This is a genomic window from Limnohabitans sp. MMS-10A-192, from assembly GCF_003063335.1.
GTDB lineage: Bacteria > Pseudomonadota > Gammaproteobacteria > Burkholderiales > Burkholderiaceae_C > Limnohabitans_A.
Map to the genome: position 1 here is coordinate 57,905 of NZ_NERX01000008.1, position 19,588 is coordinate 77,492.

Annotated in this window: 15 protein-coding genes and 1 pseudogene; all 16 read left to right on the forward strand. The window is 53.0% G+C overall.

Features of this window, described 5'->3' with window-relative positions; all coding sequences use genetic code 11:
• The first annotated feature begins 62 nt into the window (after positions 1 to 62).
• Positions 63 to 347 carry a GIY-YIG nuclease family protein gene (locus B9Z43_RS14890; RefSeq protein ID WP_108326743.1) on the forward strand — a complete coding sequence of 95 codons (285 nt, stop codon included), beginning with the start codon at positions 63 to 65 and terminating at the stop codon, positions 345 to 347.
• 478 nt (positions 348 to 825) lie between these two features.
• A complete protein-coding gene (locus tag B9Z43_RS14895; RefSeq protein WP_146183932.1) occupies positions 826 to 3,219 on the forward strand; it encodes an SLBB domain-containing protein in 2,394 nt (797 codons plus the stop codon).
• A gap of 274 nt (positions 3,220 to 3,493) precedes the next feature.
• Positions 3,494 to 4,894, forward strand: coding sequence for an RNA-binding domain-containing protein (locus B9Z43_RS14900; RefSeq protein WP_108326745.1), 1,401 nt, complete (start codon positions 3,494 to 3,496; stop codon positions 4,892 to 4,894).
• Positions 4,895 to 5,097: 203 nt separating this feature from the next.
• Complete coding sequence (locus B9Z43_RS14905) at positions 5,098 to 6,267, forward strand: Wzz/FepE/Etk N-terminal domain-containing protein (RefSeq protein WP_108326746.1); 1,170 nt, start codon at positions 5,098 to 5,100, stop codon at positions 6,265 to 6,267.
• A gap of 50 nt (positions 6,268 to 6,317) precedes the next feature.
• Positions 6,318 to 7,223 (forward strand): UTP--glucose-1-phosphate uridylyltransferase GalU, encoded by a 906-nt coding sequence (gene galU / locus B9Z43_RS14910; RefSeq protein ID WP_108326747.1) that lies wholly within the window; start codon positions 6,318 to 6,320, stop codon positions 7,221 to 7,223.
• A 69-nt stretch (positions 7,224 to 7,292) separates the two neighbouring features.
• Positions 7,293 to 8,681, forward strand: coding sequence for an undecaprenyl-phosphate galactose phosphotransferase WbaP (gene wbaP / locus B9Z43_RS14915; RefSeq protein ID WP_158270128.1), 1,389 nt, complete (start codon positions 7,293 to 7,295; stop codon positions 8,679 to 8,681).
• 9 nt (positions 8,682 to 8,690) lie between these two features.
• Positions 8,691 to 10,136: a mannose-1-phosphate guanylyltransferase/mannose-6-phosphate isomerase gene (locus B9Z43_RS14920; RefSeq protein ID WP_108326749.1), complete on the forward strand. Its 1,446-nt coding sequence runs from the start codon at positions 8,691 to 8,693 to the stop codon at positions 10,134 to 10,136.
• 19 nt (positions 10,137 to 10,155) lie between these two features.
• On the forward strand, positions 10,156 to 11,286 hold the full coding sequence (locus B9Z43_RS14925) for an NAD-dependent epimerase/dehydratase family protein (protein ID WP_108326750.1): 1,131 nt from the start codon (positions 10,156 to 10,158) through the stop codon (positions 11,284 to 11,286).
• A 5-nt stretch (positions 11,287 to 11,291) separates the two neighbouring features.
• Entirely contained in the window at positions 11,292 to 11,897 is a 606-nt protein-coding gene (locus B9Z43_RS14930) for a DapH/DapD/GlmU-related protein (RefSeq protein ID WP_108326751.1), read from the forward strand.
• Between the two features lie 65 nt (positions 11,898 to 11,962).
• Positions 11,963 to 13,288 carry a lipopolysaccharide biosynthesis protein gene (locus B9Z43_RS14935; protein ID WP_146186078.1) on the forward strand — a complete coding sequence of 442 codons (1,326 nt, stop codon included), beginning with the start codon at positions 11,963 to 11,965 and terminating at the stop codon, positions 13,286 to 13,288.
• Positions 13,289 to 13,303: 15 nt separating this feature from the next.
• Entirely contained in the window at positions 13,304 to 14,191 is an 888-nt protein-coding gene (locus tag B9Z43_RS14940; protein ID WP_108326753.1) for a glycosyltransferase, read from the forward strand.
• A gap of 38 nt (positions 14,192 to 14,229) precedes the next feature.
• The gene (locus tag B9Z43_RS14945; RefSeq protein WP_146183934.1) at positions 14,230 to 15,423 is read left to right on the forward strand and encodes a hypothetical protein; all 1,194 of its coding nucleotides are present in this window, start codon (positions 14,230 to 14,232) and stop codon (positions 15,421 to 15,423) included.
• A gap of 491 nt (positions 15,424 to 15,914) precedes the next feature.
• Complete coding sequence (locus B9Z43_RS17440) at positions 15,915 to 16,484, forward strand: glycosyltransferase family 1 protein (protein ID WP_233250104.1); 570 nt, start codon at positions 15,915 to 15,917, stop codon at positions 16,482 to 16,484.
• Positions 16,480 to 17,586, forward strand: a pseudogene (locus tag B9Z43_RS14955) (glycosyltransferase family 4 protein); the annotation flags it as partial. The gene B9Z43_RS17440 and the pseudogene B9Z43_RS14955, both read left to right, overlap by 5 nt.
• A gap of 69 nt (positions 17,587 to 17,655) precedes the next feature.
• On the forward strand, positions 17,656 to 18,693 hold the full coding sequence (gmd, locus tag B9Z43_RS14960) for a GDP-mannose 4,6-dehydratase (RefSeq protein WP_108326757.1): 1,038 nt from the start codon (positions 17,656 to 17,658) through the stop codon (positions 18,691 to 18,693).
• A gap of 17 nt (positions 18,694 to 18,710) precedes the next feature.
• Positions 18,711 to 19,568 (forward strand): NAD-dependent epimerase/dehydratase family protein, encoded by an 858-nt coding sequence (locus tag B9Z43_RS14965; protein WP_108326758.1) that lies wholly within the window; start codon positions 18,711 to 18,713, stop codon positions 19,566 to 19,568.
• The last annotated feature ends 20 nt before the right edge of the window (positions 19,569 to 19,588 follow it).

Genomic DNA, 19,588 nt, shown 5'->3' on the forward strand with positions numbered 1-19,588 from the left:
ACGCTCACGCTTGAGTTTGTCAAAAGGCATGACAAAAGTGGTGGTGGCTTTTAGCCTTGGGCATGGCTTACTTTGTCTACATCCTCGCCAGCCAGCGCCACGGCACGCTTTATGTAGGCGTGACCAACAACCTGGTGCGGCGCATTCATGAGCACCGCGAAAAACTCATTGAGGGTTTCACGTCGCAATACAACGTGACGCGGCTGGTCTGGTTCGATCAAACCGACAGCATCGAAGAAGCCATCACCCACGAAAAACGCCTCAAGCGCTGGCGTCGTGAATGGAAGATCGAGCTGATTGAAAAGACCAATCCGGCTTGGGATGATTTGTACGACGGGATCTTGTGAGGTGTGCGCTGCGCGGGGGAGGGCGTGGACCCCGGCTCGGGGGTCGGGGTGACATTTGTGCTGCGCAAGGGCTAAAGAATGGACCCCGGATCAAGTCCGGGGTGACAGTTGTTGTGCGGGGTGACAACTCCCTAACGTCATCACGTGCGCCAGTAAATGTCATCCCGGGCTTGACCCGGGATCCATGACTTTGAGGGCGATTCCTGGCTCCGCTGCCCGCCAAAAAAATCACAAAACAAATATTAAAAACATTACAAGCGGTAAAAGTAACATCTACGGTAAAAACGTTAATTAGATAATCACAAATACACCGTTTATTTAATCGTAAGAATTATAAAAAGACGATTCTACTTACATGTTAACCAGTAAAATTTGCCGACTTCACAGCGCCCCCAGTGGCGCTGTTTTTTGTGCCCATTTCTGGTTCAGCGCAACCACCGGGCACTGCGGTAGCCTGCCCGTCACCCCCCCCACACCCATGCCAAGCCCCACACACGCACCAAGCCGCAGCGCAGCTGTTTTCAGCGCGTCGTTGCGCCCCACACTCAGCCTGATCTTGGGTGCCGCCCTGTTGGTGCCAGCTTTGTCACAAGCGCAAGGCACAGCCGCTGACGCCTCTGTCGAAGCCCCTCTCATGAGCGGCGGCCTGGGCAAAGCCGCAGAAGCCAACGCCATGGGCGGCGGTGCTGCAGCGGCGGGCCTGGCCGGTGGCATGGGTGGTGCAGGCATACAGGGCCTGGGTGGCCGCGCTGCACTGCAAGGCATGCAGCCCCAAGTGGGCGCAGGCGCACAAAGCCAAAACGTCAACCCCACCACACTGCCCGCACTGCCAGCCCTGGCCCCCACACAGTTCCAGCGCTTCGTGCAAGACGCCACCGGCAAAGCCCTGCCGCTGTATGGCTACAACCTGTTTGACCGCAGCCGCTTCCCCAGCCTGACCGACGTGCCTGTGCCCGCCAACTACGTGGTTGGCCCCGGCGACGAAATCGACCTCAAAATCTGGGGCGCTGTCGACGTCGCCATGCGCCTGCCGGTCGACCGCAACGGCCAAATCACCGTGCCCAAAGTCGGCCCCGTCACCGTGGCCGGCACCCCCGCCAGCGACCTCGACGCCCACCTCAAAAAACAAGTCGGCCGCGTGTTCGCCAACTTCGAGCTCAGTGCCAGCATCGGCCGCCTGCGCTCCATGCAAATCTTTGTGGTCGGCCAAGCCCGCAACCCCGGCGCCTACACCGTGTCCAGCCTGTCCACACTGATCGGCGCTTTGTTTGAAAGCGGTGGCCCCGCTGCCAGCGGCAGCATGCGCGCCGTGCAACTGGTGCGCGGCGGCAAAACCGTCACCACCCTCGACCTGTACAAATTCATCCACGCCGGCGTCACCACTGGCGACGCCCGCCTGCTGCCCGGCGACGTCATCGTCGTGCCTGCCGCAGGCCCCCGCGTGGCCGTGACCGGCGCCACCGACACCGCCGCCATCTTCGAGCTGGCCAGCCCCGAAGAAAGCATCGGCCAACTGCTCAGCTACAGCGCCGGATCGCACACCCTGACCACCCCGCACAAAGCCCTGCTCGAACGCGTCAACAAACAAAACGCCAAGACCCCCCGCGAAGTGCAAGAACGCACCCTGGACGCCACAGGCCTCAAAACCACCGTGCGCGACGGCGACTTGCTCACCCTGTTCAAAATCAGCGGCCAATTTGCCAACGCCGTCACCCTGCGCGGCAACGTCGAACGCCCACTGCGCCACGCCTTCAAACCCGGCATGCGCGTGTCCGACCTGGTACCCGAAGCCGACGCCCTGATCCTGCCCGACTACTACAGCCGCAAAAACAGCTCCGTCCAATACGAAGCCCGCACCGACAAAGTCACTGGCGACAAAGTGGTCAACGACGTCAAAAACCAGCTCACCGAAATCAACTGGGACTACGCCGTCATCGAACGCCTGGACCCCAAAGCAGTCAAAACCACCCTGATCCCCTTCAACCTGGGCAAGGCCATCAAAGACAAAGACCCCGCCAACAACATCGAGCTCATGCCCGGTGACGTGGTCACCATCTTTGGCGTGGACGACATCCCCGTGCCGCTGGAAAAGCGCACCCAGTTTGTGCGCCTGGGCGGCGAAGTCAAAGTGCCTGGCATCTACCAAGTCAGCCCCGGCGAAACACTGCCCCAACTGGTGCAACGCGCAGGTGGCCTGAGCCGAGATGCTTACCTGTATGGCACCGTTTTCAGCCGCGAATCCACACGGGCGCAGCAGCAAGAAAACCTCAACCAGGCCATCCGCCGCATGGAAGCCCAAGTGCAGGCCCAAGCCGCCACCACGGTGCAAAACGTCTACGACAAAGACAGCATCAGCAACTCCCAAGCCCAAGCCGCTGGCCAACGCATGATGCTCGAGCGCCTGCGCAATCTCAAGGCCAGTGGCCGCATCGCCCTGGAGATGGACGCCGACCGCCCCGAGCTGCCCGCCCTGACCCTGCAAGACGGCGACAGCATCACCGTGCCCAGCAAGCCCAGCTTTGTGGCCGTGTTTGGCGCTGTGTTGGCCGAGAACTCTTTCATCCACCGCAGCAACGGCACAGTGGCCGACTACATCGACAAAGCCGGCCCCACCCGCGAAGCCGACCTCGAAGCCGCCATGCTCATCCGTGGTGATGGCACCGTCCTGTCCAACCGCGCCCAACGCAGCTGGGTGGGCTTTGGCAACATGAGTTTCATGAACACCCGCTTGCAACCGGGCGACTCCATCTTCATCCCCGAAGTCGTCGACCGCCGCAGCGCCTACACCCAATTCATCCAAGGCGCCAAAGACTGGACCGCCATCCTCTACCAATTCGGCATAGGCGCCGCCGCCCTCAAAACCCTGAAATAAGCGCCATCGCCCCCCGAGTCGTCATTGCGAGGAGCGAAGCGACGCGGCAATCCAGCCCCAGCCGCCCCATCGTCATTGCCCCCCTGACCCGTCATTGCGGGCCTGACCCGGGATCCATCCCCGAATCGTCATCCCGGGCTTGACCCGGGATCCATTGAATACCTAGACCCCGGATCAAGTCCGGGGTGACAAACAAATGTCATCCCGGGCCGCAAGTCGTCATCCCGGGCCTGACCCGGGATCCATCCCCGCCGCCGCAATCCACCCCCAACACATGCCCCCAAACCCCCTCCATCACTGGATCGAGTCAGGCGAAACCCAAACGCAGGAATTCAAAACCTCGTTTGACAAAGCCTGCATCGAAACCCTGGTGGCGTTTGCCAACGCCAAGGGTGGGCGCGTGCTCGTGGGCGTGACAGACCGGGGCGCAGTGCAGGGCACCACGCTGGGCAAAGAAAGCCTCAACGAATGGCTGGGCAAAATCAAAGACGCCACCAGCCCGGCCTTGATCCCCGACATCCAAGCCCACAGCGTTGACGGCAAAACCATCGTCGAAATCAGCATTGCCGAATACCCGATCAAGCCGGTCAACACACGCGGGCGTTATTACAAACGCATCGCCAGCTCCAACCACGCGCTGAACACCGGTGAAATCGCCGACCTCTACATGCAGGCCCTGCAACTCTCGTGGGATGCTTACGAGGCCCAAGGCCACCGAGCAGAACAACTCTCATCAGAAAAAATCCGTCGCTTCATTCGGCTTGTCAACCAGCACGGACGATTTGAACTCGACGAAACCAACCCACACGCTGCACTGGAAAAGCTCAACTACCTCAAAAATGGCCAGCCCACCTGGGCCGCCATGCTGTTGTTTGCGCAAGAGCCCCTGAGGCACAACGTCCACATCGGCCGCTTCAAAACGCCCAGCCTGATCATTGACGACCGCCAATTCACCGACACCCTGTTTGAAGTGGTCGAGCAGGCGATGAAATTCATCGTCTCGCACATCAGTGTGGCATTTGAGTTTGACGGCAGCATCCAGCGCAAAGAGCGTTTTGCCTACCCGCTGCCCGCCCTGCGCGAAGCGTTGCTCAACGCCGTGGTGCACCGCAGCTACACCGACCCCAGCGACATCCAAATCAAAATCTTTGACGACCAGATCACCATCTTCAGCCCAGGTACCTTTTATGGTGGCCTGACCGTGGCCGAAGTGCAGGCCGACAGCTACCGCTCCAGCCTGCGTAACAAACTGGTGGCCGAAGGCTTCTACCTCGTCAACGCCATCGAAAAATACGGCAGCGGCTTCATCCGCATCCGCAAAGCCCTGCAGGACTACCCGGAAGTCCAGTTCGACATCGCCGAAAAGTTTGGCGGCGTCATGGCCACGTTTTCACTCAAGGGGGAGCCACCCCAAGACACCCTGGTTGAGGGCGTAAATGTCGGAGTAAATGTCGCAGTAAATGTCGGAGTAAATGTCGGAGTAAATGTCGGAGTAAACCCCTTACTTCAGTACATCAAAGACACACCAGGGCAACGTGCCGGTGAGATGTCCATCGCATTTTCTGTGACACGCAGAACCATCGAACGCTGGCTCAAACAACTCAAAGACCAAGGTCACATCGAATTCCGTGGCGCCCCCAAAACCGGCGGCTACCACCCCAAACAACACAACTGACCCCTTCCCTCGTCATCGCCCCCGACCCGTAGCTGTCATTGCGAGCGAAGCGCGGCAATCCAGTCCCAGCAGTCCCATCGTCATAGCCCCCTGACCCGTCATTGCGAGGAGCGAAGCGACGCGGCAATCCAGTCTTCATGTCATCCCGACTCCAAATGTCATCCCGGACTTGATCCGGGATCCATCCCCCCTCCGTCCCCAACATGACCACCACCCCCGAACAACCAGACCAACCAGAAGACGAAATCAGTCTCCTGGACCTGCTCCAAGTCATCGTCGACAACCTGCGCCTGCTCGTCCTGGGCCCCTTGGCCGTCGGCATCCTGGCCCTGGGCATCAGCTTCCTCATCCCCCCCACCTACACCGCCAAAACCCAATTTTTGCCACCCCAGCAGCAGCAAAGCGCTGCTGCCAGCATGTTGGCCAGCCTGGGTGGTTTGGGTGGCCTGGCTGGTGCTGTAGGGGGCCTTAAAAACCCTGCAGACCAGTTCATCGCTTTCATGAAGAGCAACGCTGTGCTGGATGCCCTGATCGAGCGCTACAAGCTCGAAGAGCGTTACAAGGCCGACTACAAAATGGACGCTCGCAAAACTTTGACAAAGAGAACGAACATAACATCAGGCAAAGACGGCTTGATCGCTTTGGAATTCGATGACAAAGATCCTCAGTTTGCAGCCAGCGTAGCCAATGCCTATGTTGAAGAATTGCGCAAAGTTCTTGGGCGTATGGCTGTGACAGAAGCCCAGCAACGACGACTGTTCTTTGAAAAGCAACTCACACAAGCCAAAGACAAACTCACCGCTGCAGAGCAAGCCCTCAAAGCCACCGGCATATCGGACAGTGTCCTCAAAAGCAACCCTGTCAGCGCTGTGGCTGGCATTGCTGCACTGAAAGCACAAGTCACTGTACAAGAGGTCAAAGTCGGCGCCATGCGCGGCTACCTGGCCGAGACCGCGCCAGACTTCAAACAAGCGATGACCGAGTTGGCCAACCTGCGCGCTCAATTGACCAAGCAAGACAAAGACGACACAAGTACAGCCACTGCAGGACAGGGCGACTACATCAGCAAATACCGCGAGTTCAAATACAACGAAACATTGTTTGAACTCTTTGCCAAACAATATGAACTGGCCAAGGTCGATGAAGCCCGTGAAGGCGCTGTCATTCAAGTCCTCGACGTGGCCCAAGCACCCGAGCGCAAAGCCAAACCCAAAAAAGCGTTGATGGCCATCATTGCCACCCTGGCCACAGGCTTTGCGCTGTTGCTGTTTGTGTTCATCAGGCAAGCCCTGAAAAGAGCAAGCAGCGACAGCGAAACCGAGAGAAAACTGTCAGCACTCAAAGCCAGTTGGCGCCAGGCCCTCGGCAAATAAGACAGCTCCATCGCTTGGTCGAAGGCTTCAGCCTCGACAAAAAAATAACCATGAAACCCATCCGCAAAGCCGTCTTCCCGGTTGCCGGTCTTGGCACGCGCTTTTTGCCCGCCACCAAAGCCAGCCCCAAGGAAATGCTGGCCGTGGTTGACAAACCGCTCATCCAATACGCGGTTGAAGAAGCCGTGGCCGCAGGCATGACCGACCTCATCTTTGTGACCGGTCGCCACAAGCGGGCCATTGAAGACCACTTTGACGCATCGCCCGAGCTGGAAGCCGAGCTCGAGGCCAAAGGCAAACTGCAACTGCTGGACGTGGTGCAAAACATCTTGCCCAGCAACGTCAATTGCATCTTTGTGCGCCAACCGGTGGCCCTTGGCTTGGGCCATGCAGTGCTCTGCGCGCGACCTGCCGTGGGCGACGAGCCCTTTGCCGTGCTGCTGGCCGACGACCTGATGGTTGGCCCCACCCCCATCACCCAACAACTGGTCCGCACCTATTGGGAAACCGGTTGCAGCGTGCTGGCCGTGCAAGACGTGCCGCGCGAACAAACGCGCCAATACGGCATCGTGGCAGGCCCCGTCATCAATGACCGGCTGAGCCAAGTGACCGAAATGGTCGAAAAACCCAACCCCGAGCAAGCACCATCGACCCTGGCCGTGGCTGGCCGCTACGTGCTGACGCCCGGCGTGTTTGACCTGCTGGCCAAGGGCCAGCGTGGCGTGGGCGGCGAGATCCAGCTGACCGACGCCATCGAACAACTGACCCACACCGAAAAAGTCTTTGCCCACCGCTACGAAGGCCGCCGCTACGACTGCGGCAGCAAACTGGGCCTGCTGCAAGCCAGCGTGGACCTGGCCGAACACCACAGCGAAGTCGGCCAGGCCTTCGCCGCTTGGCTCAAAAAGCGTCAACCCCTGCGAGCCCAAGACATGGGCCGCGCCCTGACCGCCTGAAATCGGCCAGCACACAGCGCTCCTGGGCGCTCTATCCCGGTCATGACCGGGACACAACTTTCCTACACCGTGAACAAACTCCACACCGCCCTCTGCGCCATTGGCCTGCTGCTGGCTGACATGCTTGCATGGGTTTTGTCATACCGCTTTGCGGCCCAAGACCTGCTGCCCATTGGGCATCTGGTTTTGCTGGCGGGCCTGTGGGCCATGTGGTTCATGGTTGTTCGACGCCATTACTTTCGTCGCCAACCGTTTTGGTCCGAACTCCTCAGCCTGTTCAAAGGGACTGGTGTCTTCATGGCCTTGGGCTACATCGGTGCCGACTTGGGCGGTGTCCACCAAACCCCGTTGGCCTATGGCGCCTGGGGTGTGGCCTTGGCCATGCTCTTGCCCTTGGGCAGGGTGCTGATGCGCCAAACACTGCAAGCTGCAAACGTCTGGGAGCGGCAAGCGGTCATTTTTGGTGCTGGCGAAAACGCCCAGCAAGCGGCCCTGGCCCTGCGCAGTGAACCCAGCCTGGGCTATGCCTTGCAATGTTTTGTGCAGCCTGACTGTGCCCCGCGCACAGCAGACCCCGTGGCCGTGACCGGTGCCCCCTGCAAGCCCTGGCCGCAATCTGCAGAAGACTTTGCATGGCTGCGCCAACATCACTGCATTGTGGCCTTGGAGGCCGAGCAAAGCGAACTGCGCGACCAGTTGATCCGCCAACTCTCGCATCACCAAGTGCGCCGTGTGTCGGTCATCCCGGCCATGCGGGGCGTGCCCTTGTTTGGGCTGCAGACCACACAGTTCTTCAGCCACGAAGTGCTGATGATCCATGTGCGCAACAACTTGATGAACCCCTTGCACCGATGGACCAAGCGGATATTCGACGTGACAGGGGCGCTGTGTTTGATCGGCATCTTGTCACCACTGATGCTCTGGGTGGCCTACAAAATTTGGCGCAGCGATGGCACACCCGTCATCTTCTCGCAGCCCCGAGTCGGCAAAGACTTGAAAACCTTCAAGTTTTACAAATTCCGCAGCATGGTCAAAAACGCCGAAGACATGCTTAAACAGTGGGAAGCCACCAACAGCCGTGAATGGCAAGAGTACACAGCCAACAACTTCAAGCTGGCCAATGACCCGCGACTGATCAGCATTGGTGCTTTTATTCGGCGCACCAGCATTGATGAATTGCCACAGTTGTTCAACGTCCTCAGAGGCGAAATGAGTCTGGTGGGGCCACGCCCCTTGTTGCCAAGAGAGCAAACTGATTACGGCGATGACTTGTCTTTGTATGCACAAACACCGCCAGGCTTGACAGGGCTGTGGCAAATCAGCGGACGCAGTCAAACCACTTTTGAGGACCGTGTGATCTTTGATACGTGGTACGTCAAAAACTGGTCCATATGGACAGACATCACCATTCTTTTCAAGACTTGGTCTGTTGTATTCAAGCGCCGTGGTGCGTACTAGAGAGAGAAAATGACAAGCGCAGTTCAGCCCGTTATCTTGTGCGGTGGTTCGGGCACACGCCTGTGGCCCATGTCGCGTGCAGGCTTTCCCAAACAGTTTTTGTGCCTGACAGGCACTGACAGTCTTTTTCAGCAAGCCGTTGCACGGTTAGGCAAACTAGGGGCAGCCCCCTACATTGTCTGCAACGAAGAGCATCGCTTCTTGGCGCAAGAGCAATTGCGCGAAATGGGTGTGACACAGGCCACCTATTTGCTGGAGCCACTGGCCCGCAACACGGCACCTGCCATGACATTGGCAGCCTTGGCTGCTGTGCAGTCTGGTACAGACCCTGTTCTGGTGGTGACCCCGGCTGACCAAACGGTGACCAACACAGAGGCTTTTGGTCAAGCACTGCAAATAGCCATTGACGACGCTTCACAAGGCCACATCGTCATCTTGGGCGTCACGCCAGACAAACCTGAAACCGGCTACGGTTACATCCAATCTGCAAGACATAGCGAGGAGCGAAGCGAGCAAACAATCCAGTCCCAAAAGGTACTGAAGTTTGTTGAAAAGCCCAACCTTGAAACCGCCCAAAAGTACCTCTCAGAAGGCAACTACTTCTGGAATGCCGGCATGTTTGTCGTCAAGGCATCGGTCTGGCTGGCGGCGCTGAACAACTTCAGGCCCGACATTGCCCAAGCCTGCCAAGCTGCATGGACTGCCAAAAAACAAGACGGACAATTCGTCCGGCCAGACAAAGACCTGTTTGCCCAGGTGCCTAGCGAATCGGTGGACTACGCCGTGATGGAAAAGTGCCCCGGCAGCAGCCAAAGCATTCACATGGTGCCGCTTGACGCAGGCTGGAACGACCTGGGCGCATGGGACGCGGTCTGGAATGTCTTGCCCAAAGACGACCAAGGCAACGCACACACGGGCGATGTGCTTTGCACCGACAGCCGCAACACACTGGTCCATGCCAGCAGCCGCTTGGTGGCATTGGTGGGCGTGAGCAATTTGGTGGTGGTGGAAACACCAGATGCCATATTGGTGGTCGACAAATCGCTCAGCCAAGACGTCAAGCACATCGTCAACACGCTGACAGCTCAAAAACGCGAAGAGCACACCCTGCACCGCAAAGTACACCGCCCCTGGGGCTGGTACGACAGCATCGACGAAGGCGGCAGATTCAAGGTCAAGCGCATCCAGGTCAAGCCCAAAGCCAGCCTGAGCCTGCAAAAGCACCACCACCGGGCCGAACACTGGATCGTGGTGACCGGCACCGCAGAAATCACCAACGGCGACAAGGTCCTGACACTGACTGAAAACCAATCCACCTACATCCCACTGGGCGAGGTGCACCGGTTGGCCAACCCGGGCTCCATTCCGCTCGAAATCATCGAAGTGCAGTCAGGCAGTTACTTGGGTGAAGACGACATCGTTCGCTTTGAAGACGTCTACGGGCGCAGCAAATAAATAAAAAGGTAATCACAGCATGAAAATTCTGGTCACAGGCGGCGCGGGCTTTATTGGCTCATGGTTGGTTGAATCACTCATCCAGGCCGGGCACACCATCACCGTGGTGGACAACCTCAGCCCGCAAATTCACGGCGCATTGCCACAGCCCGATGTGTCATGGCTCAATACCGACAAAGTCGAATTTATTCGCGCAGATGTGCGAGACCAAAAGGTCATGGACGATGTGCTGGGCCGTGTAGAAGCCGTCGTGCACCTGGCCGCTGAAACTGGTACGGGTCAGTCCATGTACCAGATCGCGCATTACTACGACGTCAACCAGCAAGCGACAGCGGCCATGTTCGAGGCTATTGGCACCAAACATCGTCACATTCAGCGCGTCATCCTGGCATCCAGCCGTTCGATTTATGGTGAAGGTGCTTACAAGCTGAACGACCAAATCGTGGTGGCAGCCCCGCGTGATGCCAACAGGCTCAAGTCAGGACAGTTTGAACCCGTTGGCCCCAATGGCGAAGCGCTGCAACTGGTGGCAACACCGGAAGATGTCAGCCCCAGCCCGGCATCGGTCTATGCGGCCACCAAATTGGCCAATGAGAGTTTGGGCAAAATTTTTGCGGAAGCCTATGGCACCACAGTCGTGGCATTGCGTTTCCAGAACGTTTATGGCGAGCGTCAGTCATTGCGCAACCCTTACACCGGCATTTTGTCGATCTTCTCCAACCGCATGCGGCAAAACTTGCCCATCAACATTTTTGAAGATGGCGAGGAGAGCCGAGACTTTGTCCATGTCAGCGACATCGTCGCGGCTATTGGCTTGGCATTGGACAAGCCGTTGAACGGTTTTCACGCCATCAATGTGGGATCGGGCGTGGCCACATCGGTCATGAAGGTGGCCGAGACGCTGCGTGACCTGTTGGGCAGCCAATCCAAGTTGGCTGTGTCGGGTGACTTCCGTGCAGGGGACATTCGTCACTGCTATGCAGACTTGGCACGGGCGGCAGAAGTGCTCGGTTTTACGCCATCTTTGACCGTGGAGCAGGGCCTCGCACGTTTTTGTGAATGGGTGATGACGCAGCCTGTGCTGGAAGATCGTTCAGAAAAAGCGATGCATGAGTTGGCAAGTTTGGGTCTAGGCCGCACGCAAAGCTGAAAGCAATGATTCGCTCTTTCCTGTTTCGTGCTTTGAACAAAAGCATCATGATCTGGCACCGGGTAAAGACCCGTTGTTGGTACGCCTTGTTCTTCGATTCGATCGGCAGGAAAACGACCTTGCTCAATCCACTTTTCATTGCCAATCCTGATCGGATAAGCATTGGCAGCAAAGTGCTGATCCGAGACCATGCTCGACTTGAAGTTGTTGGCAATGGCAGCATACGGATCGGACATAGCTCTTCGTTCGAACAGAACGTAAGCATTTCAAGTTGTGGTGAGTTGATTATTGGCGACAATGTCACTGTCTCATTTTGTTCAATGATCACTGACATCGATCATGACTACCAAGAGATCGGTGTTCATATCCTTCGCCAGCCTCATCTGATTCAACCAACCAGAATCGGTGACAACTGTTTCATCGCTGCGGGTGCAAAGATCCAAGCAGGTACGGTACTTGGCAAGCAATGCATCGTCGGCTCTAACGCTGTGGTGCGCGGTACATATCCTGACTATTGCGTGCTGGTGGGCGTGCCAGCGAAAGTCATCAAACGTTACAACGTAGAAACTTTGCGCTGGGAAAAAACGCAACCGGACGGGTCTTTTCTGTGAGTCTTCGGCGTCGTTGGCTTGGTAATTCGCTGGTCAACATGACCGGTGGGCTGGCCACAGCGGGTGTGAACGTGCTTTTGCCTGCCGTGGTCGTTCATCACCTCACTGCGGAATCTTTTTCCGTCTGGAACCTCGCGCTGCAAATGGCGGTTTATGTGAATTTGCTGAGCATGGGGCTGCAAACGGCCACAGCGCGCGCAGTGGCGCATGCCGCTGAAGCAGGGCCAAGCGGCCAAACTCGGCTACCCGTCATCGTGCATGCAGCGCGATCCATAGCACAAGGGGCGTCGGGCGTTGCCGTCCTGATGGTGGCGCTGCTTGTGGCGTTCTATCCGCTAATGTTTCCGAGTGTGTCGCCGGGCATGGTGTCAGACTTCCGGTTCACTTTGGCTTTGTTCGGAGCGGCTGCGGTCACGCAGATCATGGCCCAGGTGGACATGGGGGTGTTCCAGGGCTTGCATCGCAACAGCGTGTTTGTGGGGACGCAAATGCTGGTCAGACTTTTGACCGTGTTTGCCGTTTGGCTGGCAGTGCAATTGCAGCAACCCATGGTGATCTTGGCGGCTGTGATGGCAGCGGCTACAGCCTTGTTGTGGCCTGCCATGCGCACGGTCTTTGTTCGTGGCTTGCCATGGGCTTCTGAGGTGGCCACTGCCGTGTTGGATCGGGCATGCCGCCGCGATCTGTTGCACTACTGTGGCTCTTTATCGGTCTGGTCTGTATGCATGTTGCTGGTCAATTCAGCCGGTATCGTTTTGGTGGGGCGAATGGATTTTGTCATGGCTGGCCCCTACGCCATTGCCATGACCGCGGCTACTGTGTTGGTGGGCTTGTTAGGGGCCGTGTTGTCGCCTTTGATGACAACTGCTGCGGCTTTGAATGCCAACCCCGAAACCCGTTCACAGTTACCGGCCCTGCTGACGCGCTCAACATTGGGTGTAGCGGTCGGGTTGAATCTGCTGGCGTTATTTGTGAACGTCCTACACCCTTGGATTCTGAGTTTGTGGGTGGGGGAGTCCTTTGTTAGCAGCACAGGTCCTTTATTGGTGGTGCTGGTGATGGCACATTGTTTGCGCAACATCGGTGCGCCATATGCCTTGATGCTCTTGGCGACAGGACTTCACAAGCGGGCTTTGATCAGCGCAGTATTTGAAGGCGTAGCCAACTTGCTTGCATCCATCGTTATGGGCTTCTATTGGGGGGCTTTGGGCGTGGCATTTGGATCATTGCTGGGTTCACTGGTCGGCATTGTCGGGATGTTCGCAATGAATGCTCATAGGACACCAGAGCTGACGCCGCAACCCGTCCGAATTACCTTCTTTGCGTTTGTTGGGCCCATGCTGGTCTTTGCTCCATTGCATTACGTTGCACTCGAACGCGTGCTGAATTGATAGATTGAGAAATAAATGACAGATTTCATCGGCATTGTGACCGTACTATTTAACAGTGATGATGTGCTCCCTGATTTTTTTGAGAGCTTGGCTAAACAGAAAGATGTGAAATATCGACTTTACGTCATTGACAACAGCAAAACTGACAGCGGAAGCCGATTAAGTCAAGAATTGGCTGAAAAATATAAAATTGACGTGCAGATTGTTTTTAATAATGCCAATGTTGGAGTCGCTAAGGGTAATAACCAAGGTATTGAATCGGCTTTACGTGATGGTTGCAGTCACATTCTACTGTCCAATAATGACATTGAATTTAAAAGCGAGACTTTGATATCTGAAATGATTTCAAAGATGGAAGAAGTTAATGCGAATGCATTGGTGCCCAAAATTTACTATCACTCGGATGCTGCAAGAATTTGGTGTGCAGGTGGATATATCAATAAACTTGCAGTGAAATCACCTCATTATGGGGATGGTGAAATTGATGTTGGGCAGTATGATAAAAGTGATTTTGTGGAGTATGCGCCAACATGCTTTATGCTGATATCAAAAAAAATTTTCGAAGCAGTTGGTGTGATGGATGAAAAATATTTCGTATATTATGACGATACGGATTTTATATTGAGATTTAATGAGCGTAAAAACAAACTCTACTATTGGTCTGGCGGCGAGGTGTGGCACAAAGTAAGTTATTCCACAGGCGGGTCTGATGGTGAGTTTTCATTGTTTTATACATTCAGAAACCGAATATACTTTGTTCGAAAGAATTATCAGATTTTCGCATCGATTTTATCAGTTGCTTATATTTTTTGTTCTGCAGTGGTGAAATTTGCTAAATATGATGATAAAAAACGAAAAGCAATAATGAATGGATTGAAGGCTGGTTTTGCCATTGAAATTTGATGCAGGCAAGAACCATCAGTAGCGCGTACATAAGGATGATGTTGCTGGCTGCCCCAGCAACATCATTTTTGGTTTTTCCAGCCATACAAGGTACAACGCCTGCTTATATTTTGTGCTTTTCATCAATGCTAATGGTTCCTGTATTGATGGAGTCTGAGAAGTTTGTTTTGTGGTTAAGGCTTTTACTGGTTTCTTTGTTTGTTTGGTGCATTTTTTTTGTATTCTCGCAATTGGGAAATCTTGTAGAGCACGAATCAAATTTACTGTCGGCTGATATTATTTTAGTGGACCCATTAGATACCAGGGTGGTGCTTCGAGGAAGTTTGTTCACTCAATCACTTTATCTATTTGCTGTAGTTCTATTTGCATTGTTGATATATATAACAGAATGGAAGAGTCAAGAAAAAACATTAAGATGGGCCTCCCTGTTGATGGCTGGATATGGTTTGTATGAGTTTATTTACTTCTTTTTGTTTCATGAATCAGGGGATTTTATAAGCAACAGAATGTTTGGTTCTGACCTTGATGCTTCAGGAAGTATGACGCAGTCCATGGTAGTGGGCAGTCTCTGGATTATGCGGGTGAAAAGCCTGACTGGTGAGCCATCGATGTATGCCTTGATGATGATGCCAGTTTGGTTCTATGCAAAAGCAGCAAAATGGCCACTGACAGAAAGATTGGTATTGGGGGTTTCCTTGTTGTTGACATTTTCAACAACAGCACTATTAAGCTATATGGTCGGTTCTTGCGTTGCTATATGGCGGAAAGGTGTTCCATGGCGTAAAATTATTGTTGGGTTGATGGTGACGGGATTTATCTTTTTGATGAACGTTGAATTTTTCTTGGATTTGATTGATCAAGTAGTTTTGGCCAAAGCACTTGGTGAAAACTTATCAGGAGCTGAACGTTCTGGGACGATGTTGGGTACATTTCAATATTGGCTGGATTTAAATTGGATTTCTCAATTATTTGGCGTGGGTTTTGGTTACGTCCGTTCTACTGACTTTATTTCAACGCTCATCGTGAATTGTGGTTTGGTGGGTTTATTTGGATTTATGTGGATCTTTTTGAAGCCATTTTCGATGTTAAGTGATGAGGACATTGACATTGGTTTGAAACAATGCCTTCTGTCAACTATGCTGGCTATGTTGATTGCCGTTTCTGAATTTTCTTATTTGATTCCCTGGCTTTTCCTGGTGCTAAGCATAAAAAGAATTAAGGGCGAATTTTGATGCAGAAAATCTATATCAATGGCAAGTATTTGTCCGTGCGAATGACGGGGGTTCAGCGTGTCGCACACGAAATGGTGCCGCGAGTCAAAGCAATACTGTCAAAAAATGGAATTGAATGTGAGATTTTGGAAATACCACAATGGTTACGCTTCAAAAGATTTCAATCATTTTGGGGCACACTGTGGGAGCAAGTGGTATTGCCCTTAGCGACTGCACGGGGGATTTTGATTAATTTTTGTAATGCAGCGCCAGTTTTAACACCTCGAAAGCAAATAGTTGTAATGTACGACGCGGCAGTTTTTGATATGCCCAATAACTATTCATTCGCTTATCGCGTTTGGACTAAATTCATGGCTTATGCAGTTGCATTGCGTAAGGATATGATGTTTACATCGTCGGAATTCTCTATATCAAGGATTTCAGGCGCCTTGAAAATTGATCGGAATAGAATTCGTTTAATGAGAGCGAGTGGAAAACATATCTTCAAGGTGATGAGGGATGATAAAGTTTTCTCAAAGTTGAATATTCAACCCAAAAAATATGTATTGGCCGTAGGTAGTTTACAGCCGGGTAAAAACTTTCATAATTTGTTAAAGGCGATGGAGTATGTGGATTCAGACACATACTTGGTCATCGCTGGTGGTAAAGATGGACTTGTCTTCGCTTCTGGTATTGAATTGAGTGGCAATCGGTATGTTCACGCTGGTTATGTAACGGATGAAGAGCTGGCTGCACTTTATCAAGGTGCATTGTGTTTCATTCAACCTTCTGTGTATGAGGGTTTTGGTTTGCCTGCAGCAGAAGCCATGGCATTGGGTACGCCTATTGTGTCTTCAAATGCAGCATCGTTACCCGAGGTATGCGGATCTGCTGCAGTCTATTTTGATCCCCTTGACCCTAAAGCGATAGCTGAAGCTATAAATCTTGTTATTAAGAATGAAAATCTAAGAAAAGAGTTGATTGAACAATCGGTTGTTCAAACTGAATATTTTGACTGGGATCTGGCTGCGGCTGAATTTGTTGAGTTGCTCATGAGAGAAATGGATGCCAAGAATGCGTGATTTAAAAATTGCGGTGATTCACGACTGGCTGACTGTCAATGCAGGTGCAGAAAAGGTACTGCAAGAAATACTGAATGTCTTCCCTCGGGCTGATATATTTACCGTGTATTTTGATCCTGATTTCGTCAAGAGCCAGGACTTTTTAAAAGATAGAAAAATTACACAGACGTTTGTTGGCAGGCTTCCTTTTGTAAAACAAAAATATAGAAATTATTTGCCATTCATGCCGATTGCTATAGAGCAGTTGGATGTGTCTGGCTACGATTTGGTCTTGTCAAGTTCACATGCTGTTGCCAAAGGTGTGCTGACAGGGCCAGATCAATTGCATATAAGCTATATATATTCACCAATAAGATATGCGTGGGATTTACAGCATCAATACCTTAAAGAATCCGGCTTGACCACTGGATTGAAAGGATGGATTGCTAAGTGGATTTTACATAAAATTAGGATTTGGGATTATAGAACGGCAGCAGGTGTAGATCACATGATCGCTGATTCTAAATTTATTTCAAAAAGAATTAAAAAAGTATATGGTCGTGAATCGGTTGTTATATATCCGCCGGTCGACGTTGTAGGATTTGGGTTGGTTGAGAATAAGCATGATTATTATCTGACTGCTTCTCGTATGGTGCCATACAAACGCATGGATTTAATTGTTGAAGCATTTGCAAAAATGCCCGATAAAAAATTGGTTGTGATTGGTGATGGTCCCGAAATGGATAAGATTAAAAGCTTTGCAACATCCAATGTCCAAATACTAGGTTATCAATCTTTTGAGGTTTTGCGTACGCACATGCAAAATGCCAAAGCGTTTATTTTTGCGGCTGAAGAAGACTTTGGGATAACCCCGCTAGAAGCGCAGGCCTGCGGTACACCCGTCATTGCTTATGGTAAAGGCGGTGCTTTAGAGACAGTTGTCGATTGCAGTGACACTAACAAGGCTACTGGCATTTGGTTTAAGGAGCAAACGGTGGATTCATTGATTTCTGCTGTTGATAAATTTGAAAATTTATCCGTGCCAATCTCGCCACGTGTGTGCCGGGCACATTCTGAGACTTTCGGTGTCAACAGGTTCAGATCTGAAATATTGAGTTTCGTAACACGGAAATTTGATGAGTTTAAAAATAATTGACTTGAATTTAATTTGTGAAGAAAGAGAGTTATTTCAATGAGTAAAAAAGTAATTATTACAGGCGTGACGGGGCAGGATGGAGCGTATTTGACCCAGTTGCTCTTGAACAAGGGCTACACTGTGTATGGCACCTACCGCCGCACCAGCTCAGTGAATTTCTGGCGCTTGGAGGAGTTGGGTGTTCAGAGCCACCCTAACTTGAATTTGGTTGAATATGATTTGACCGACTTGGGGTCCAACATCGCACTGGTCCAAAAGGTACAACCCGACGAAATCTACAATTTGGCTGCACAAAGCTTTGTAGGCGTGTCGTTTGATCAACCGAGCACCACTGCGCAGATCACCGGCATCGGCTGCCTCAATTTGCTAGAAGCCATTCGCCTGGTCAATCCCAAGATTCGTTTTTACCAAGCCAGTACATCCGAGATGTTTGGCAAAGTACAAGCCATTCCTCAGATTGAAAGCACGCCTTTCTACCCACGTAGCCCCTACGGCGTGGCAAAACTGTACGCCCATTGGATGACCGTCAACTACCGCGAGAGCTACAACATCTTTGGCTCCAGCGGCATCTTGTTCAACCACGAAAGCCCGCTGCGCGGACGCGAGTTCGTGACCCGCAAAATCACCGACAGCGTGGCCAAGATCAAGTTGGGTCAGCTCGACTGCATGGAGCTGGGCAATTTGGATGCCAAGCGCGATTGGGGTTTCGCACAGGAATACGTCGAGGGCATGTGGCGCATGCTTCAGGCGGATGAGCCCGATACCTTTGTGTTGGCGACGAACCGAACGGAGACAGTGCGTGATTTCGTTCGCATGGCATTCAAGGGCGCAGGCATCATGGTGGACTTCAACGGCAGTGAAGAAAAAGAAATCGCGGTTGATACCGCCACCGGCAAGACGCTCATGCGCATCAACCCGAAGTTTTACCGCCCTGCAGAGGTGGAGTTGCTGATAGGCGACCCAGCCAAGGCAAAGGCCAAGCTGGGGTGGGAGCCCAAGACCACCTTGGAGCAGCTGTGCCAGATGATGGTGGACGCTGATTTGCGTCGAAATCAAGCGGGCTTCTCTTTCTGAATGAATAGACTGGCTGGATGAAAATACTTCTGACAGGTGCGGCCGGTTTTACCGGCCGTTTTTTTAAGTCTGCGGCCGAGGCTGCAGGACATCACGTGCTGCCCTTGCTGGCAGATTTGACGGACAAAGCGGCCGTGGCGTCGGAAGTGATGCAAGTACAACCCGATGCGGTTGTGCATTTGGCTGCCATCAGCTTTGTCGGGCATGCGGACGATACGGCGTTCTACGGTGTCAATGTGGTGGGCACCATGAATTTGTTGGCTGCTTTAGCGGCCTTGCCTGTTAAACCGTCCAAAGTTTTGTTGGCCAGCAGTGCCAATGTTTATGGCAATTGCGATGCGTCACCTATCACTGAGGATCAGTCTGCGTCGCCGGTGAACCATTACGCGATGAGCAAACTGGCCATGGAACACATGGCCCGCACATACCTTGATCGCTTGCCGATTGTCATCACTCGACCGTTCAACTACACAGGGCCTGGTCAAGCCTCCAATTTCTTGATTCCCAAGCTCGTGAGTCATTTCGCCCAACGTGCGCCCACCATTGAGTTGGGTAACTTGCATGTGGAGCGTGAGTTCAACGATGTGCGCATGGTGTGTGATGCGTATTTGGCTTTATTAGACAAAGGCTTGGCTGGCGAAATTTACAACGTGTGCTCTGGTCAGCCCCATACCCTGCAACAGGTGATCGGTATGTTGACCGAGATCACGGGGCATCATTTGGATGTGCAAGTGAACCCCGCTTTTGTCAGGGTGAATGAGGTGCACCGCTTGTGCGGAAGTGCACATAAATTGATGGCGTGTACAGAGCAATTGCTGCCATACACCTTGCAAGAAACTTTGGAGTGGATGTTGACTGATGGACAGCAGCTTTAAAAATTAATCTTTAAATCGTA

What these genes read in the sequence shown, in the direction of transcription:
- B9Z43_RS14890 (WP_108326743.1), top strand. Translation starts at nt 63, where the DNA reads ATGGCTTACTTTGTCTACATCCTCGCCAGCCAGCGCCACGGCACGCTT.
- B9Z43_RS14895 (WP_146183932.1), top strand. Translation starts at nt 826, where the DNA reads ATGCCAAGCCCCACACACGCACCAAGCCGCAGCGCAGCTGTTTTCAGC.
- B9Z43_RS14900 (WP_108326745.1), top strand. Translation starts at nt 3,494, where the DNA reads ATGCCCCCAAACCCCCTCCATCACTGGATCGAGTCAGGCGAAACCCAA.
- B9Z43_RS14905 (WP_108326746.1), top strand. Translation starts at nt 5,098, where the DNA reads ATGACCACCACCCCCGAACAACCAGACCAACCAGAAGACGAAATCAGT.
- galU (WP_108326747.1), top strand. Translation starts at nt 6,318, where the DNA reads ATGAAACCCATCCGCAAAGCCGTCTTCCCGGTTGCCGGTCTTGGCACG.
- B9Z43_RS14920 (WP_108326749.1), top strand. Translation starts at nt 8,691, where the DNA reads ATGACAAGCGCAGTTCAGCCCGTTATCTTGTGCGGTGGTTCGGGCACA.
- B9Z43_RS14925 (WP_108326750.1), top strand. Translation starts at nt 10,156, where the DNA reads ATGAAAATTCTGGTCACAGGCGGCGCGGGCTTTATTGGCTCATGGTTG.
- B9Z43_RS14930 (WP_108326751.1), top strand. Translation starts at nt 11,292, where the DNA reads ATGATTCGCTCTTTCCTGTTTCGTGCTTTGAACAAAAGCATCATGATC.
- B9Z43_RS14940 (WP_108326753.1), top strand. Translation starts at nt 13,304, where the DNA reads ATGACAGATTTCATCGGCATTGTGACCGTACTATTTAACAGTGATGAT.
- B9Z43_RS14945 (WP_146183934.1), top strand. Translation starts at nt 14,230, where the DNA reads ATGTTGCTGGCTGCCCCAGCAACATCATTTTTGGTTTTTCCAGCCATA.
- B9Z43_RS17440 (WP_233250104.1), top strand. Translation starts at nt 15,915, where the DNA reads ATGAGGGATGATAAAGTTTTCTCAAAGTTGAATATTCAACCCAAAAAA.
- gmd (WP_108326757.1), top strand. Translation starts at nt 17,656, where the DNA reads ATGAGTAAAAAAGTAATTATTACAGGCGTGACGGGGCAGGATGGAGCG.
- B9Z43_RS14965 (WP_108326758.1), top strand. Translation starts at nt 18,711, where the DNA reads ATGAAAATACTTCTGACAGGTGCGGCCGGTTTTACCGGCCGTTTTTTT.